The sequence below is a fragment of the Variovorax sp. ISS6 genome, from assembly GCF_056523145.1.
In genome coordinates this window covers 1209229-1224152 of the sequence record NZ_JAWRZC010000001.1, presented here as the reverse complement: position 1 = coordinate 1224152, position 14924 = coordinate 1209229, and the positions used below count along the sequence as shown (strand labels likewise).

General features: G+C 69.3%; 14 protein-coding genes. 4 read left to right on the top strand and 10 right to left on the bottom strand.

Annotation, left to right across the window (positions count from 1 at the left end; translation table 11 throughout):
- Positions 1 to 15: 15 nt before the first annotated feature.
- From AC1HIL_RS05640 to AC1HIL_RS05605, 8 genes are all read right to left on the bottom strand, one after another.
- The gene (locus AC1HIL_RS05640) at positions 16 to 813 is read right to left on the bottom strand and encodes an ATP-binding cassette domain-containing protein (RefSeq protein ID WP_479671336.1); all 798 of its coding nucleotides are present in this window, start codon (positions 811 to 813) and stop codon (positions 16 to 18) included.
- 162 nt (positions 814 to 975) lie between these two features.
- The gene (locus AC1HIL_RS05635) at positions 976 to 2166 is read right to left on the bottom strand and encodes a sugar ABC transporter permease (protein ID WP_479671335.1); all 1191 of its coding nucleotides are present in this window, start codon (positions 2164 to 2166) and stop codon (positions 976 to 978) included.
- 95 nt (positions 2167 to 2261) lie between these two features.
- Positions 2262 to 3284 carry a D-xylose ABC transporter substrate-binding protein gene (gene xylF, locus AC1HIL_RS05630; RefSeq protein WP_413761762.1) on the bottom strand — a complete coding sequence of 341 codons (1023 nt, stop codon included), beginning with the start codon at positions 3282 to 3284 and terminating at the stop codon, positions 2262 to 2264.
- A gap of 230 nt (positions 3285 to 3514) precedes the next feature.
- Positions 3515 to 5485: a penicillin-binding protein 2 gene (mrdA, locus tag AC1HIL_RS05625; protein ID WP_057591257.1), complete on the bottom strand. Its 1971-nt coding sequence runs from the start codon at positions 5483 to 5485 to the stop codon at positions 3515 to 3517.
- A 26-nt stretch (positions 5486 to 5511) separates the two neighbouring features.
- Positions 5512 to 6276, bottom strand: a complete 765-nt coding sequence (locus tag AC1HIL_RS05620) for a hypothetical protein (RefSeq protein WP_479671334.1) — start codon at positions 6274 to 6276, stop codon at positions 5512 to 5514.
- On the bottom strand, positions 6273 to 6794 hold the full coding sequence (gene mreD / locus AC1HIL_RS05615) for a rod shape-determining protein MreD (RefSeq protein ID WP_057591259.1): 522 nt from the start codon (positions 6792 to 6794) through the stop codon (positions 6273 to 6275). Before mreD ends, AC1HIL_RS05620 begins: the two co-directional genes overlap by 4 nt.
- A complete protein-coding gene (mreC, locus tag AC1HIL_RS05610) occupies positions 6791 to 7798 on the bottom strand; it encodes a rod shape-determining protein MreC (protein ID WP_057591260.1) in 1008 nt (335 codons plus the stop codon). Before mreC ends, mreD begins: the two co-directional genes overlap by 4 nt.
- Positions 7799 to 7882: 84 nt before the next feature.
- Complete coding sequence (locus AC1HIL_RS05605) at positions 7883 to 8926, bottom strand: rod shape-determining protein (RefSeq protein WP_057591261.1); 1044 nt, start codon at positions 8924 to 8926, stop codon at positions 7883 to 7885.
- 224 nt (positions 8927 to 9150) lie between these two features.
- Between AC1HIL_RS05605 and gatC the strand changes: the two genes are divergently transcribed.
- The 3 genes from gatC to gatB are packed head-to-tail and all read left to right on the top strand — an operon-like array spanning position 9151 to position 12453.
- Entirely contained in the window at positions 9151 to 9450 is a 300-nt protein-coding gene (gene gatC, locus AC1HIL_RS05600) for an Asp-tRNA(Asn)/Glu-tRNA(Gln) amidotransferase subunit GatC (RefSeq protein WP_057591262.1), read from the top strand.
- Positions 9447 to 10961 carry an Asp-tRNA(Asn)/Glu-tRNA(Gln) amidotransferase subunit GatA gene (gene gatA / locus AC1HIL_RS05595; RefSeq protein ID WP_413761765.1) on the top strand — a complete coding sequence of 505 codons (1515 nt, stop codon included), beginning with the start codon at positions 9447 to 9449 and terminating at the stop codon, positions 10959 to 10961. Before gatC ends, gatA begins: the two co-directional genes overlap by 4 nt.
- Position 10962: 1 nt before the next feature.
- On the top strand, positions 10963 to 12453 hold the full coding sequence (gene gatB, locus AC1HIL_RS05590; RefSeq protein ID WP_057591264.1) for an Asp-tRNA(Asn)/Glu-tRNA(Gln) amidotransferase subunit GatB: 1491 nt from the start codon (positions 10963 to 10965) through the stop codon (positions 12451 to 12453).
- 81 nt (positions 12454 to 12534) lie between these two features.
- Here the strand turns inward: gatB and AC1HIL_RS05585 are convergent, their stop codons facing one another.
- Positions 12535 to 13245, bottom strand: coding sequence for a DUF4124 domain-containing protein (locus tag AC1HIL_RS05585; protein WP_261215356.1), 711 nt, complete (start codon positions 13243 to 13245; stop codon positions 12535 to 12537).
- 17 nt (positions 13246 to 13262) lie between these two features.
- The gene (gene pyrE / locus AC1HIL_RS05580) at positions 13263 to 13946 is read right to left on the bottom strand and encodes an orotate phosphoribosyltransferase (protein WP_057591266.1); all 684 of its coding nucleotides are present in this window, start codon (positions 13944 to 13946) and stop codon (positions 13263 to 13265) included.
- A gap of 11 nt (positions 13947 to 13957) precedes the next feature.
- On the opposite strand from pyrE, the gene AC1HIL_RS05575 reads away from it, so the two are divergent.
- On the top strand, positions 13958 to 14761 hold the full coding sequence (locus AC1HIL_RS05575) for an exodeoxyribonuclease III (RefSeq protein WP_057591267.1): 804 nt from the start codon (positions 13958 to 13960) through the stop codon (positions 14759 to 14761).
- Positions 14762 to 14924: the final 163 nt, after the last annotated feature.

Genomic DNA, 14924 nt, shown 5'->3' with positions numbered 1-14924 from the left:
CCGGATGGAAAAGCCTCAGGCCGCGGCCACCGCCGTCGCCGCGTGCGGCGCCTGCTCGCGGCCCTCGGGCCGCTTGCCCGCGATGATCATGCCGAGCACCTCGTCCTCGGTGACGTCGGCGGTGCGGTAGGTGCCGACCAGCTTGCCGTTCTTCATCACCGCGAGCCGGTCGCTCAGCGAGAACACGTCGGGCATGTCGTGGGTGATCAGGAAGATGCCCACGCCGTCGTCCTTGAGCTGCTTCACGAGCCGGCCGACCATCGCCGTTTCTTCGGGGCCGAGCGCGGCGCAGGGCTCGTCCATGATCAGGATGCGCGCGTTGAAATACAGCGCGCGCGAGATCGCCACCACTTGGCGCTGGCCGCCCGAGAGGCGGCGCACCGGGATGCGGATGTTGGTGAAGTTCCTGTTCAGGCGCTGGAACACCTTGCGCGCCTGCACTTCCATGAAGTGATCGTCGAGCGTGTTCCAGGCCGTCATCTTCTCGCGGCCCAGGAACAGGTTGGCCACCGAGTCGAGGTTGTCGGCCAGCGCCAGCGTCTGGTAGATGGTCTCGATGCCCTGCGCCTGCGCCTCGGCCGGGGTGCGGATGTTGACCCTGTCGCCCGCGATGCGCACCTCGCCCGAGTCGATCGGGTAGGCGCCCGCGAGCATCTTCATCAGCGTGGACTTGCCGGCGCCGTTGTGGCCCAGCAGCGCCACCACCTCGCCCGGATAGAGGTTGACGCTCACGCCGTCGACCGCCTTCACGCCGCCGAAGGCCTTGCGGATCTCGTGCAGTTCGACGAGGGGTTTGGATGTGTCGATGGTCATGTCGGGAAGCGGTGGATGGGGAAGGAATGCGGACTTCCGGACGCAGAGGACGCGAAGATTTCGCAAAGGACGCAAAAGAAAGCCAAGAAAATTTTTGAATTTCTCTTTCGCGCCCTTCGCGAATCCTTCGCGTCCTCTGCGTCCGGCTGTTCGTGTTTCATCTCAGCTCTCCCCGAACTTGCGGCGATAGAGCACGTCGAACACCACGGCCACGATCAGCACCTGGCCGATGATCACCATGCGCTTGCCGATGGGCACGTCGAGCAGCAGCATGCCGCTGTCGAGCGACTGCATGATCAGCGCGCCCAGCACCGAGCCGAAGATCGAGCCGCTGCCGCCGGCCAGCGCGGTGCCGCCGATGACGGCCGCGGCGATCACGTAGAGCTCCATGCCGGTGCCCAGCGAGTTGGTGCCGGCGTTCAGCCGCGCGATCGAGACGATGGCCGCGATGGTCACCAGCACCGCCAGCAGCGCGAACAGCATCAGCGTGACGCGCTTGACCGGAATGCCCACCAGCGCCGCCGCATCGGGGTTGCCGCCCATCGCGAAGACGTAGCGGCCGAAGCGCGTGCGGTGCACGATGAACGACAGCACGATCGCCACCACGGCCCAGATCAGCACCGGGATCGGGATGCCCTGCGGCGCGTCCTTCGAGTCGATCTTGTAGTGGTTCATCACGGCCGCGAACAGCAGCACCACGGCCGCCGGCACCGCGGTCAGCAGCAGCTCGATCCACAGCGGCTCGTTGGGCATCTCGTGGCGCGTGCGCGCGCGCCGCTTCTGCACCATGCGCGCGAACAGCACCACGGCCACCAGCCCCGCGATCGCCCAGCTGGCCGTGACGCCGATGCCGCCGTCGTAACCGCCGCCCAGGCGCTGGAAGAACTCGTCGTTGACCGGCTGGGTCTTGCCGTCGGCCACCAGGAAGGCCGCGCCGCGGAACGACATCAGGCCGCCGAGCGTGACCACGAACGAGGGCACGCCGAGCACCGCCGTGAGCCAGCCCTGGTAGATGGCCACCAGCAGCGCCACCGCGAGCCCCGCGAGGCAGGCCGTGGGCCAGGACCAGCCCGAGGTGTATTGCAGGTAGGCGATCAGCACGCCCACGAAGCCCATCACCGAGCCCACCGACAGGTCGATGTGGCGCGCCACGATGATCAGCACCATCACGGTCGACACGATGCCGACCACGGCCGTCTGCTGGGCCACGTTGTAGAGGTTCTCGGGCGTGAGGAACACGCCGCCGGACATCAGGTTGAAGCCGATCGCCAGCGCCACCAGCAGGACGCACATCAGCACGAGCCGCAGGTCGACGCCGCTGCGCCGCCACCAGCCGGGGGTTGGATTGCTCATGGGAAGACTCCCTCGGAGAGAAGGGGATGGGCGGCCGCGCGCGGGGCCGGCCCGTGGAAGGAGGAGGCGCAGCGCGCTGCGCCCCGGTCTGCCGTTTACTTGCAGGCCGCCGGCGCGTTCGCGCCCGAGACGCCCTTGCAGAGCTCGTCCTTCTTGATCCAGCCGGCCTTGACGACCACGTCGAGGTTGTCGCGCGTGACCGGCACCGGCGTCAGCAGGCGCGAGGACAGCGAGACCTTCTTCGGGCCCGAGTTCCAGGTGCCGGCCTTCTCCACCGGCTTGCCCTGCGCCAGCGCCAGCGCGGCGCTCGCGGCCTCGCGGCCGAGCTCGCGCGAGTCCTTGAAGATGGTGGCGGTCTGCGTGCCCAGCGCGATGCGGTTGAGCGCCGCGAAGTCGGCGTCCTGGCCCGACACCGGCACGCCGCGCAGGCCCTTGGCCGTGAGCGCGGCCACCGCGCCGCCGGCCGTGCCGTCGTTGGCGGCCACCACGGCATCGACCTTGTTGCCGTTCTTGGTGAGGATCTGCTCCATGTTCTTCTGCGCCACCTCGGGCTTCCAGCCCTCGGTGTACTCGTCGCCGACGATCTTGATGTCGCCCTTCTTGATGGCGTCGGCCAGCACCTCCTGTTGGCCCGCGCGCAGGAAGTCGGCGTTCGGGTCGGCCGGCGAGCCCTTGATGATCACGTAGTTGCCCTTGGGCTTGACCTTGAGCACCTCGCGCGCCTCCATGCGGCCGACCTCGACGTTGTCGAAGGTGATGTAGAACACGCCGGGCGCCTCGATCAGTCGGTCGTAGGCCACCACGGGCACCTTCTGGCGCGTGGCCTTGGTCACTGCGGGCAGGATCGCGTCCTTGTCCATCGCCAGCACGATCAGCGCCTTCGCGCCCTTGGCCATCAGGCCCTCGATGTCGCCGAGCTGCTTCTCGGGCGAGCCGCCCGCATCGGCACTGATGTACTTGGCGCCCTGCTTCTCGAGCTGGGCCTTGATCGCGGCCTCGTCGGTCTTCCAGCGTTCCTCCTGGAAGTTGGACCAGCTCACGCCGACCACGGTCTGGGCCATGGCGCCCACGGCCGTCAGACCGAAGGCCATCGCGGCCAGGGTGTGTTTCAGTTGCATCGATGTCTCTCCAGTGTTGAGTCGCCCGGTGCAGGCGGCCTGTGCTTCGGGATCGGCGCGCGAAGGCCGGGACCCGCCCCATGCCACGCCTGTTGTTCGCCACGGACCCGATTGAGAACCTTGGCGCTACTTAGTTTGGCTGGCGAACTAACTATCCCATCGCAAGCGCGGCGGGGGCATCGGGGAATTCCCCGAGCGGGCTGCAAGGACCGGAAAGAAGAGACGTGCGCTCAGGGCGCGGGCGCGTTCGCCGGCGCCGCGGCGGGCCAGGCGACCTCGCTGGCCACGCGCGGCTTGCCCATCGGCGCGCCGGCCTTGCCGATGCGCACGGCCGCCATGTCGGCCTCGCTCGGGTACTGGTCGGCGAGCCAGTAGTCGAACACGCGGCGCGCGATCGGCGCGGCCGCGCCGGCACCCCAGCCGGCGTTCTCGACGATCACGGCGAGCGCGATCTTGGGATCGTTGACCGGCGCGAAGGCCATGAACAGCGCGTGGTCGCGCTGGTGCTCCTCGAGCGCGCGCGCGTTGTACTTGGTGTTCTGCGCCTGCGTCACGGCCTGCGCCGTGCCGGTCTTGCCGGCGGCCTGGTAGGCCGCGCCCGCGAACACGCTGCGCGCGGTGCCGCTGGTGACCACGCTGGTCAGGCCCTCGCGGATGACGGCGATGTTGGCCGCCGTGAGGCCCAGGTTCATGCCCGGCGGCTGCGGCAGCGGCACCACCTGGCCGCTGACGGTGTCGCGCGTGGCGAGCGCGAGGTGCGGCTTGTGCTTGATGCCGCCGTTGGCCACGATCGCCGTGGCCTGCGCGAGCTGCAGCATGGTGAAGTTGTTGTAGCCCTGGCCGATGCCCAGCGAGATGGTCTCGCCCGCGTACCACTTCTTCTGCTCGGGCCGCTTGTAGGTGTTGCGCTTCCACTCGGTGCTCGGCAGCACGCCGCGCACCTCGCCGCCGAGGTCGATGCCGGTGATCTGGCCGAAGCCCAGCGGCTTCATGAAGTCGTGGATCAGGTCCACGCCCATCTCGTTGGCCAGCGAGTAGTAGTAGATGTTGCTCGACAGCTGGATCGAACGACGCATGTCGACGCCGCCGAGGTTGCCCTCGGGGCTGCCGAAGCGGTGGCCGCCGAAGTTGAAGTAGCCGGGGTCGTTGACCACCACGCTGGCGCCGCGCTTGCCGGTCTGCAGCGCGGCCAGCGCCATGAAGGGCTTGTAGGTGGAGCCGGGCGGGTAGGTGCCGCGCAGCGCGCGGTTGAGCAGCGGCTTGTCGATCGACTCGGTCAGCGCCTGCCAGCTCTCGGTGTCGATGCCCTCGACGAACAGGTTGGGGTCGAAGGTGGGCTTGCTCACGAAGGCCAGCACCTCGCCGGTCTTGGGATCGATCGCCACCAGCGCGCCGCGGCGGTCGCCGTACATCTCCTCGACCAGCTTCTGCAGCTTGATGTCGATCGACAGCATGACGGTGTTGCCCGGCGTGGCCGGGTGGCTCGCGAGCCGGCGCACCGCGCGGCCGCCGGCCGAGGTCTCCATCTGCTCGACGCCGGTCTGGCCGTGCAGCGTCTTCTCGTAGCTCTGCTCGATGCCGAGCTTGCCGATGTAGTCCGTGCCCTTGTAGTTGGCCTGCTCTTCCTCGTCCCAGTCCTCCATCGCGACCTTCTCGCGCTGGTTGATGCGGCCGATGTAGCCGAGCACGTGCGAGCCGAGCTCGCCCTGCGGATAGTTGCGGAACAGCCGCGCCTTGATCTCCACCCCCGGAAAGCGGTAGCGCTGGGCCGCGAAGCGCGCGACCTCCTCGTCGCTCAGGCGGGTGCGGATCGGGATCGAGTCGAAGCTGCGCGAGTCCTCGCGCAGGCGCTTGAAGCGGCGCCGGTCGCGCGGCGAGACCTCGACCACCTGCGTCAGGTCGTCGATGGTCTGCTCGACGTCGCCCACCTTCGAGGGCGTGATCTCGAGCGTGTAGGCCGAGTAGTTGGAGGCCAGCACGATGCCGTTGCGGTCGAGGATCAGCCCGCGGTTGGGCACCACCGGCACCACGGCCGTGCGGTTGCTCTCGGCCTGCTCGGCGAGGTCCTCGTGGCGCGTGACCTGCAGGTAGATCAGCCGCGACGACAGCAGCCCGAAGGCGAACAGCACCGTGAGGCCGATCACGATCACGCGGCGCTTGAAGCGCGCGAGGTCGGCGGCGACGTTGCGGATTTCGGTCATGGGCGGCGAACGGTCAATGGATGAGCTTAGGCTTCATGCGGTGCCGAGGCAACCGGCACGAAGTCCACCGTGGCGCCGAGCGCGCGCAGGCTGCGCAGGTCGGCTTCCAGATGAGTTTGGAAACCGCTCCTCAGTTCCAGCGGCGGCGCCTTGAGCAGCGCGAGCGCACGCGCCGGCGCGACACCGAGCAGCCGCACCACGCATTGCGCGACCTCGACGCGGCGCGCGCCCGCGTCGCGCAGCACCAGCGTGCCGCGCGTCCAGTGCGCGGGGTCGACCGGCGCGGACGGCTCTTCATCGTCCTCGTCGGGCGCGTCCATGGCCTCGGCGAGGTTGGCGCGGATCTCGCGCCAGGGCGCGCCCCCGGTGCCGGGCTCGCGCTCGATGCGCGCGAGCATCGCGCCCGGGTCGTCGCCCAGCGCCGCCAGCGAGCGCAGCAGCGCGCCGAAGCGCTCGATCGACGCGGCCACGGGCGACGGCGTCCAGCGGCCGGCCGAGGCCGGCGCCCACCAGACCGGGTAGCCCGCGTCGGCCTCGCGCAGGTCGATGAAGTAGGGGTCGCGAAAGTAGTTGGCCGCCACCGCGAGCCAGGCGGGATGCCACTGGCCCGGCGCCTCGCTGCTCAGGTCCTCGCCGGTGTTGCCGTTCGAGCGGTAGCCGACCTGGAAAGCGTCGATGCCGCCGGGCTCGGGATACCACTGCGGCAGCCCGAGGTCGCCGACCACGACGGCGGCATCGACGAAGGCCCGCACGGACGGCGGCAGGGAAGGCCCGGCGACGGACATGGTCACAAGGGACGGTTTTCGTCGGGCTCGGGCGTGCGGCGCTGCGGCGCCAGCAACACGAAGGTGGCCAGCGGCCACAGCGCGGCCTCGACCGCCGGCGAGATCAGCACCGACCAGCCCGGGAACACCCCGCCGCCGATGATGCGCGTGACGATCTCGATCAGCTGCGACAGCGCGAACAGCGGCAGCACCTGCAGCGCCTGCGACAGCACCGGGTACCAGAGCAGGCGCCGGTGGATGGTGATCGCGAAGAAGCCCAGCGTGGTGTAGGACAGCGCATGCTGGCCGAGCATCGAGGCCTGGTGCACGTCCATCAGCAGGCCGAAGACGAAGGCGGCGCCGATGCCCACGCGCATCGGCTGGTGCACGCCCCAGAACACGATCGCCAGCGCGAGCAGGTCGGGCATCCAGGCGGCGCGGCCGATCGGGACCATGTTGATCAGCAGGGCCACCACGAGGCTGCCCCACATGAACACGGGGCTGACGGGCAGCAGAAGCTGCTGCTGGCCGGGTCGCTTGATCATCGCGCGGCCTCCGCGGGTTTCTTCGGTGCGGCGGCGCCGTTCTTCTCGGACGCCTTCTCCGCGCCCTTGACGGCCGCGCCGGCCTTGCCCTCGGCCTTCTTCGGGCGCGGCGCCGGCGCGGCCGCGGCCGGCGGCGGCGGTGCCGAGGGCGCGCCCGTGGGCTGCAGCACCAGCACGTAGCGCGCGGCCATCACGTGCGCGAGCGGCACGCAGTAGATGCGCGCGAAGGCCGAGTCGGCGCGGCGCTCGATGCGCTCGATCTTCGCCACCGGCAATCCGGCGGGATAGATGCCGTCGACGCCGCTGGTGGACAGCAGGTCGCCCTCCTGCAGGTCGGCGTTGGCGGCCATGAAGCGCAGCTCGAGCCCGCCGCCATGCGCCGAGGCATCGCCGAAGGCCACGCTGCGCACGCCGGTGCGGGTGTTCTGCACGGGAATGGAGAGGTCACGGTCGATCACCAGCGTGACCTCGCTCGTGAAGGGCTGCACCGCCGTCACCTGGCCGAGCACGCCCTGCGCGTCGATCACCGGCGAGCCCGGCGCCACGCCCTGGGCCAGGCCCTGGTCGATGACGATCTTGCGCGTGTAGGGGTCGGCCGCGTCGTACAGCACCTCGGCCGCGCGGCCCGGCGTCTGCTGCAGCTGGCGCAGCTCGAGCAGCGCCCGCAGCCGCGCGTTGTCCTGCGCCAGCGTATCGGCCTGGCTCGCGCGCTCGGCCTGCAGCATCAGCGCCTTGCGCGCGTCGGCCTCGTTCTTCTGCGCGGTCTGCAGGTCCTCGAGGTAGCCGCCGGCGCCCACCACGAACTGCACGGGCTTGAGCGCCACCCACTGCACCGGGTAGAGCACGGCCGCGATGGCCTGGCGCACCGGCTGCACGATGTGGAAGCGGGCGTCCGCCACCATCAGGAAAAGCGCGAGCGTGCTGAAGAAGATCAGCTTGCTCAGCGCCGATGGCCCCTGGTTGAACAGGGGTGGCGCGGTGCGGTCGAGCGTGCCCAGGGGCATGGGATCAGGTCGGGTGCTGCGGCATCAGATGACAAAAGGCCGGCCCGCGCAAGCGGGGGCCGGCCGATGGAGGCGGCGCTGCATTCACTCGCTCGTGAAGATGCTTCCCAGCCGGTCCATGCGCTCGAGGGCGATGCCGCAGCCGCGCACCACGCAGGTCAGCGGGTCCTCGGCGACCAGCACCGGCAGGCCGGTTTCCTCGGCCAGCAGGCGGTCGAGGTCGCGCAGCAGCGCGCCGCCGCCGGTGAGCATCATGCCGCGCTCGGCGATGTCGGCGCCGAGTTCGGGCGGGGTCTGCTCGAGCGCGTTCTTGACGGCCGAGACGATGTTGTTGAGCGGGTCGGTCAGGGCTTCCAGCACTTCGTTGCTGCTGATCGTGAAGCTGCGCGGCACGCCCTCGGAGAGGTTGCGGCCCTTGACTTCCATTTCCTTGACCTCGGAACCCGGGAAGGCCGAGCCGATGCTCTTCTTGATGACCTCGGCCGTGGGCTCGCCGATCAGCATGCCGTAGTTGCGGCGGATGTAGTTGATGATGGCCTCGTCGAAGCGGTCGCCGCCGACGCGCACCGAGCCCTTGTAGACCATGCCGCCGAGGCTGATGACGCCCACCTCGGTGGTGCCGCCGCCGATGTCGACCACCATCGAGCCCGAGGCTTCGCTGACGGGCAGGCCGGCGCCGATGGCCGCGGCCATGGGTTCCTCGATCAGGTAGACCGAGGTCGCGCCCGCGGCCTCGGCCGCGTCCTTGATGGCGCGGCGCTCGACCTGGGTGGAACCGCAGGGCACGCAGATGATGATGCGCGGGCTCGGCGTGAGCAGCGTGCGCGGGTGCACCATCTTGATGAACTGCTTGATCATCTGCTCGGTGATCACGAAGTCGGCGATCACGCCGTCCTTCATCGGGCGGATGGCTTCGATGTTGCCCGGCACCTTGCCGAGCATGGCCTTGGCCTCGCGGCCGACGGCCTGGATCACCTTCTTGCCATGCGGGCCGCCTTCGTGGCGGATGGCGACGACCGAGGGTTCGTCCAGCACGATGCCCTTGTTGCGGGCGAAGATGAGCGTGTTGGCGGTGCCGAGGTCGATCGCGAGGTCGGTGGAGAAGTACCGACGGAAAGCTCCAAACATGTGCGGAATCCTCTGGAGCACGGGCTGCGCATCGGCAGAACGTCGCTCACTCTATGGGTGTTTTGGGGGTGCTGGAAGGGTGAATTTGATCGTTTTTGCAGCAAAAGCCGGCGCGTTCGCGGGGGTTGCGGCAAAGGCGGGATAATACCCGAATCCCCTCTGAATCCCGTGTTGGCGGCCCTTGCGGCGCGCTATTTACCTCCGGTTTTTCGGCCGGTTCCACCATGTCCCTTTCCGCTTCCGATATCGCCCGCATCGCCTCCCTGGCGCGGCTGCAGCTCGCCCCCGACGAAAGCGAGCGCATGCTCAGCCAGCTCAACGGCTTTTTCGACGTGGTCGAGCGCATGCGCTCGGTCGACACCACCGGCGTCGAGCCCCTGGCCCATCCCGTGGCCGCCATCGAGGACATCGTCCTGCGCCTGCGCGAGGACGTCGTGAGCGAGCCCGACAACCGCGAAGCCAACCAGCGCAGCGCCCCCGCCGTCGAAGCCGGCCTGTTCCTCGTGCCCAAGGTGATCGAATGAGCGGCGCCAAGGACCTGCACCAACTCGGGGTGGCCGCGCTGGCGAAGGCGCTGGCCGGGCGCGAAGTCTCGGCCGTCGAGGCCGCGCAGCACTTTCTCGGCCGCATGAAGGCCCACCAGGCGCTCGGCAGCTTCGTCGAAGTGAACGAGGACGCCACGCTGGCCCAGGCCCGCGCGGCCGACGCGTCGCTCGCGGCCGGCAACGCTCCGGCGCTGGCCGGCGTGCCGATCGCGCACAAGGACATCTTCGTCACCACCGATTTCGCCACCACCGCGGGCTCGAAGATGCTCGCGGGCTACCGCTCGCCCTTCGACGCCACCGTGGTGCGCCGTCTCGCCGAGGCCGGCACCGTCACGCTGGGCAAGCTCAGCTGCGACGAGTTCGCGATGGGCTCGGCCAACGAGAACGTGGCCGTGCCCGCCGTCGGCCACGACCGGGCCGTGCCGGTGCGCAACCCCTGGAACCTCGAGCGCATCCCGGGCGGCTCCTCGGGCGCCAGCGCGGCCGCCGTGGCCGCGCGCCTCGCGCCGGCCGCCACCGGCACCGACACCGGCGGCTCGATCCGCCAGCCGGCCTCGTTCTGCGGCGTGACCGGCATCAAGCCCACCTACGGCCGCGCCTCGCGCTACGGCATGGTGGCCTTCGCCTCCAGCCTCGACCAGGCCGGCCCGATGGCCCGCTCGGCCGAGGACTGCGCGCTGCTGCTGTCGGCCTTCTGCGGCCCCGACCTCGACCGCGACTCGACCTCGCTCGACCGCCCGGCCGAGAACTTCGGCCGCGCGCTGAACGACTCGCTCGAGGGCTTGCGCATCGGCGTGCCGAAGGAGTTCTTCGGCGAGGGCGTGGCGCCCGGAGTGCGCGCCGCCATCGATGCAGCGCTGTTGCAGTACGAGAAGCTCGGCGCCAAGCGCGTCGAGGTCTCGCTGCCGCGCACCGAGCTGTCGATTCCCGTCTACTACATCATTGCCGCGGCCGAGGCCTCGAGCAACCTGAGCCGCTTCGACGGCGTGAAGTTCGGCCACCGCGCCAAGGACTTCCTCGACCCCGCGAGCAAGAAGACCGCGCTCACGCAGATGTACGAGCGCACGCGCGCCGAAGGCTTCGGCGACGAGGTCAAGCGCCGCATCATGATCGGCACCTACGTGCTCTCGCACGGCTACTACGACGCCTACTACCTGCAGGCGCAGAAGGTGCGCCGCATGATCGCCGACGACTTCCAGCAGGCCTTCGCGCAGTGCGACGTGATCGCCGGCCCGGCCGCGCCGACCACCGCCTGGAAGATCGGCGAGCACGGCGACGACCCCGTGGCCGACTACCTGGCCGACATCTTCACCTTGCCGGCCTCGCTGGCCGGCCTGCCCGGCATGAGCCTGCCGGTGGGCTTCGACGGCGGCATGCCCGTGGGCCTGCAGCTGATCGGCAACTACTTCGGCGAAGCGAAGCTGCTCAACGCGGCGCACCGCTTCCAGCAGGCCACCGACTGGCATGCGCGCACGCCGGAGGGCTTCTGACATGAGCGAGACAGTGAACACCTTCGAAGCACAACAACAGGGCCGCCCGACCGGCCCGCTGGTGCGCGGCTATGAAGTCATCATCGGCTTCGAGACCCACGCCCAGCTCTCGACCGCGAGCAAGATCTTCAGCCGCGCCTCCACGGCCTTCGGCGCCGAGCCCAACACGCAGGCCTGCGCGGTCGATCTCGCGCTGCCCGGCACGCTGCCCGTGATGAACAAGGGCGCCGTCGAACGCGCGATCCGGCTCGGCCTCGCGCTCGGTTCGCACATCGCGCCGCGCAGCGTGTTCGCGCGCAAGAACTACTTCTATCCCGACCTGCCCAAGGGCTACCAGATCAGCCAGTTCGAGATCCCCGTGGTGCAGGGCGGCTCGGTGAGCTTCTTCGTCGGCGAGGAACAGAAGACCGTGCGCCTGGTGCGCGCCCACCTCGAGGAGGACGCGGGCAAGTCGCTGCACGAGGACTTCGTGGGCCAGAGCGGCATCGACCTGAACCGCGCCGGCACGCCGCTGCTCGAGATCGTGACCGAGCCCGACATGCGCTCCACCGCCGAGGCCGTGGCCTATGCGAAGGAGCTGCACAAGATCGTGACCTGGATCGGCATCTGCGACGGCAACATGCAGGAAGGCAGCTTCCGCTGCGACGCCAACGTCTCGGTGCGCCGCCCCGGCGAGAAGCTCGGCACGCGCCGCGAGATCAAGAACCTGAACAGCTTCAAGTTCATGCAGCAGGCGATCGACTACGAGATCAGCTGGCAGATCGACACGCTCGAGGACGGCGGCAAGATCGAGCAGGCCACCGTGCTGTTCAATCCCGACACCGGCGAGACGCGCGCGATGCGCGCCAAGGAAGACTCGTCCGACTACCGCTACTTCCCCGACCCCGACCTGCCGCCGCTGGTGATCGCCGCCGACTGGATCGAGCGCGTGAAGGCCGAGATGCCCGAGCTGCCGCGCGTGATGGCCGAGCGCTATGTGCGCGACCACGGCCTCTCGGAATACGACGCCGCGCAGCTCACGCAGGGCCCCGCGCTCGCGCGCTACTTCGACGACGCGGTGAAGGCCGGCGCCACGCCGAAGCTCGCGAGCAACTGGATTACCGGCGAGATCGCACGCCGCCTCAATGCCCAGGAGATCGGCATCGAGGCCGCGCCGGTCAGCGCCGCGCAGCTCGGCCAGCTCGTGAAGCGCATCGCCGACGGCACCCTGCCGAACAATGCCGCGCGCCAGGTCTTCGAGGCACTGTGGACCGGCGAAGGCAGCGACGTCGACGCGATCATCGAGGCCAAGGACCTGAAGCCGATGAACGACGCCGGCGCGCTCGACGCGATCCTCGACGAGGTGATCGCGAAGAACGCCAAGAACGTCGAGGAGTACCGCGGCGGCAAGGAGAAGGCGCTCAACGGCCTCGTGGGCCAGGTCATGAAGGCCAGCGGCGGCAAGGCCAACCCCGCGCAGGTCACGGAACTGCTGAAGGCCAAGCTGGCCTGAGCCCGGGCTTCGCCCCGGCACGACGGTGAAGCGGGTCCCGCGCGGGCCGCTTCACCGTTTTTTCTTTTGGGGGGATGCCGGTCAGCGCGCGGTGGTCGCGGTATCGCCCGACCACAGCTGCTTGAGCCGCACGCGCTCCTCGTCGAAGCGCGCGTTGACGCGCTTCTTCTCGTCTTCCTGCTCGCCGATGAAGCGGTTCTGCACCGCCACGCTCTTGGCGTTGTCGTCGAGCCGGCGCCGCAGCACGCCGGGCGCCTTGCTCGCGTCGCCCTTGTAGAACTCGAGTTCCTCGTCGATCTTCTTGCGGTCGTCGGCCAGCTCGGACAGCCGCTTGCGCGCCGCCTGGATCACCGCGTCGACCTGCACCAGCGCCTCGCCGCGCTCGCGCTCGTGGGCGGCGGCGTTCGGATAGCGGATCAGCAGCGCGCGCTCGCGCCGGCGCTCGTCGGCGATGCGCGCGGCCTGCACAGCGGCCTCGCGCGCGCGGTCCTCGCGCTCGGCCTGCTCGCGCGCCGTGTAGGTGGGCTCGAGCCGGCGCCGCGTCATGCCGCTCGGGCTCAGCTCGCGCTGCTCGCGGTCGCTGCACTCGGCGATCGGGCGATCGGCCGTCAGCGTGCGGCCCTTGGCATCGACGCACGAATAGATTCCCGCGGCGCCGGGCACGGGCGCGCCCTTCTGCGCCTGGGCCAGCGCCAGCGTGCAGCCGGCGGCGAGCACCACGGCCAGCGCGGCACGGGCGTTTCCGATGGCGCGGAATCGGCTGTGGCCGGCGTGGTGCGGCGGGCGGTGCATCGGGGGTTTCCTTCAGATCAGAGCGCGCCGTAGCGCGTGCGGTAGGCGAGCACGCGCTCGCGGTGGGTGCCGAGGTCGGCGGCCGCGTCGCCCGAGAGGTAGCTCAGCAGGTCGTCGAGGGTGGCGATCGCCACCACCTGCAGGCCGAGCTGGTTGCGCACGTACTGCACCGCGCTGTGGTCCACGTCGACGCCGTTCTCGGTCGCCTTCTCCTGCCGGTCGAGCGCGATCGCCACCGCATGCGGCACGGCGCCCGCGGCCTGGATCGCGGCGATCGATTCGCGCACCGCGGTGCCCGCGGACATCACGTCGTCGACGATCAGCACCCGGCCCTTGAGCGGCGCGCCGACCAGGTTGCCGCCCTCGCCGTGCGCCTTGGCTTCCTTGCGGTTGTAGGCGAAGGGCACGTTGCGGCCGCGCCGCGCGAGCTCGGCCGCCACCGTGGCGCCCAGCGGGATGCCCTTGTAGGCCGGGCCGAAGATCATGTCGAACTCGAGCCCGCTCTCGATCAGGCGGTCTGCATAGAATCCCGCGAGCCGCGCGATCTTGGCGCCGTCGTCGAAGAGGCCCGAATTGAAGAAATAAGGACTCATGCGGCCGGCCTTGGTCTTGAACTCGCCGAAGCGCAACACGCCCGCGTCGAGCGCGAACTGGACGAAGTCCTGCGCCACCGCACTGCTTTTCTCACCATCTACAGCCATCGGAATTCCTTGTGTTCAAACTGACCAGTCTCAATCTCAATGGCCTGCGTTCGGCCGCCACCAAGGGCGTTGCCGACTGGGTGGCCGAATTGGCGCCGGATTGTATTTGCATGCAGGAGATCCGGGTCCAGGCCAGCGACATCGAAGGCCGCTTCGAGGAGATGGCCGGCCTCAAGGGCCACTTCCATTTTGCCGAGAAGAAGGGCTATGCGGGCACCGCGATCTACACGAAGCACGTGCCCAGCGAGGTGGTGGTGGGCTGGGGCGACGCCGAATTCGACGCCGAGGGCCGCTACCTCGAGCTGCGCTTCGACACGCCGAAGCGCAAGTTCTCGGTCATCAGTTGCTATTTCCCGAGCGGCAGCTCGGGCGAGGAGCGCCAGCAGGCCAAGTTCCGCTTCCTCAAGGGCTTCTTCCCGCACCTGGTGGCGCTGAAGAAGCAGCGCGAGTTCGTGCTGTGCGGCGACATCAACATCGCCCACAAGGAGATCGACCTCAAGAACTGGCGCGGCAACCAGAAGAACAGCGGCTTCCTGCCCGAGGAACGCGCCTGGATGACGAAGCTGCTCGACGCCGGCGCCGAGGGCGCGGGGCTGGTCGACGTCTACCGCATGCTCAAGCCCGACACCACCGGCGAGGCCTACACCTGGTGGAGCAACCGCGGCCAGGCCTATGCCAACAACGTGGGATGGCGGCTCGACTACCACCTCGCCACGCCCAAGACCGCCGCGCTCGCGCGCACCGAGCAGATCTTCAAGACCATCAAGTTCAGCGACCACGCGCCGATCACGCTGGAGTACGACTTCACGCTCTGAGCGGCGCCCGGGCACTCGATGCCCTCCCCATGGGTCAACTTGTGGCCTGCGCCATCGCTGATGGCGATGCCACCTCAGCGAGCCAGCTTGATGTGGGGAAAGCGCACAACGGGTTGCTGCAACCGGCGCTCGAGCTCCGCGACGTTTTGGCCTGTTTCCACAG

Bases quoted from the DNA above. Each gene is read 5' to 3' on its own strand.
- AC1HIL_RS05640 (WP_479671336.1), bottom strand. From the start codon at position 813: ATGACCATCGACACATCCAAACCCCTCGTCGAACTGCACGAGATCCGC.
- AC1HIL_RS05635 (WP_479671335.1), bottom strand. From the start codon at position 2,166: ATGAGCAATCCAACCCCCGGCTGGTGGCGGCGCAGCGGCGTCGACCTG.
- xylF (WP_413761762.1), bottom strand. From the start codon at position 3,284: ATGCAACTGAAACACACCCTGGCCGCGATGGCCTTCGGTCTGACGGCC.
- mrdA (WP_057591257.1), bottom strand. From the start codon at position 5,485: ATGACCGAAATCCGCAACGTCGCCGCCGACCTCGCGCGCTTCAAGCGC.
- mreD (WP_057591259.1), bottom strand. From the start codon at position 6,794: ATGATCAAGCGACCCGGCCAGCAGCAGCTTCTGCTGCCCGTCAGCCCC.
- mreC (WP_057591260.1), bottom strand. From the start codon at position 7,798: ATGCCCCTGGGCACGCTCGACCGCACCGCGCCACCCCTGTTCAACCAG.
- AC1HIL_RS05605 (WP_057591261.1), bottom strand. From the start codon at position 8,926: ATGTTTGGAGCTTTCCGTCGGTACTTCTCCACCGACCTCGCGATCGAC.
- gatC (WP_057591262.1), top strand. From the start codon at position 9,151: ATGTCCCTTTCCGCTTCCGATATCGCCCGCATCGCCTCCCTGGCGCGG.
- gatA (WP_413761765.1), top strand. From the start codon at position 9,447: ATGAGCGGCGCCAAGGACCTGCACCAACTCGGGGTGGCCGCGCTGGCG.
- gatB (WP_057591264.1), top strand. From the start codon at position 10,963: ATGAGCGAGACAGTGAACACCTTCGAAGCACAACAACAGGGCCGCCCG.
- AC1HIL_RS05585 (WP_261215356.1), bottom strand. From the start codon at position 13,245: ATGCACCGCCCGCCGCACCACGCCGGCCACAGCCGATTCCGCGCCATC.
- pyrE (WP_057591266.1), bottom strand. From the start codon at position 13,946: ATGGCTGTAGATGGTGAGAAAAGCAGTGCGGTGGCGCAGGACTTCGTC.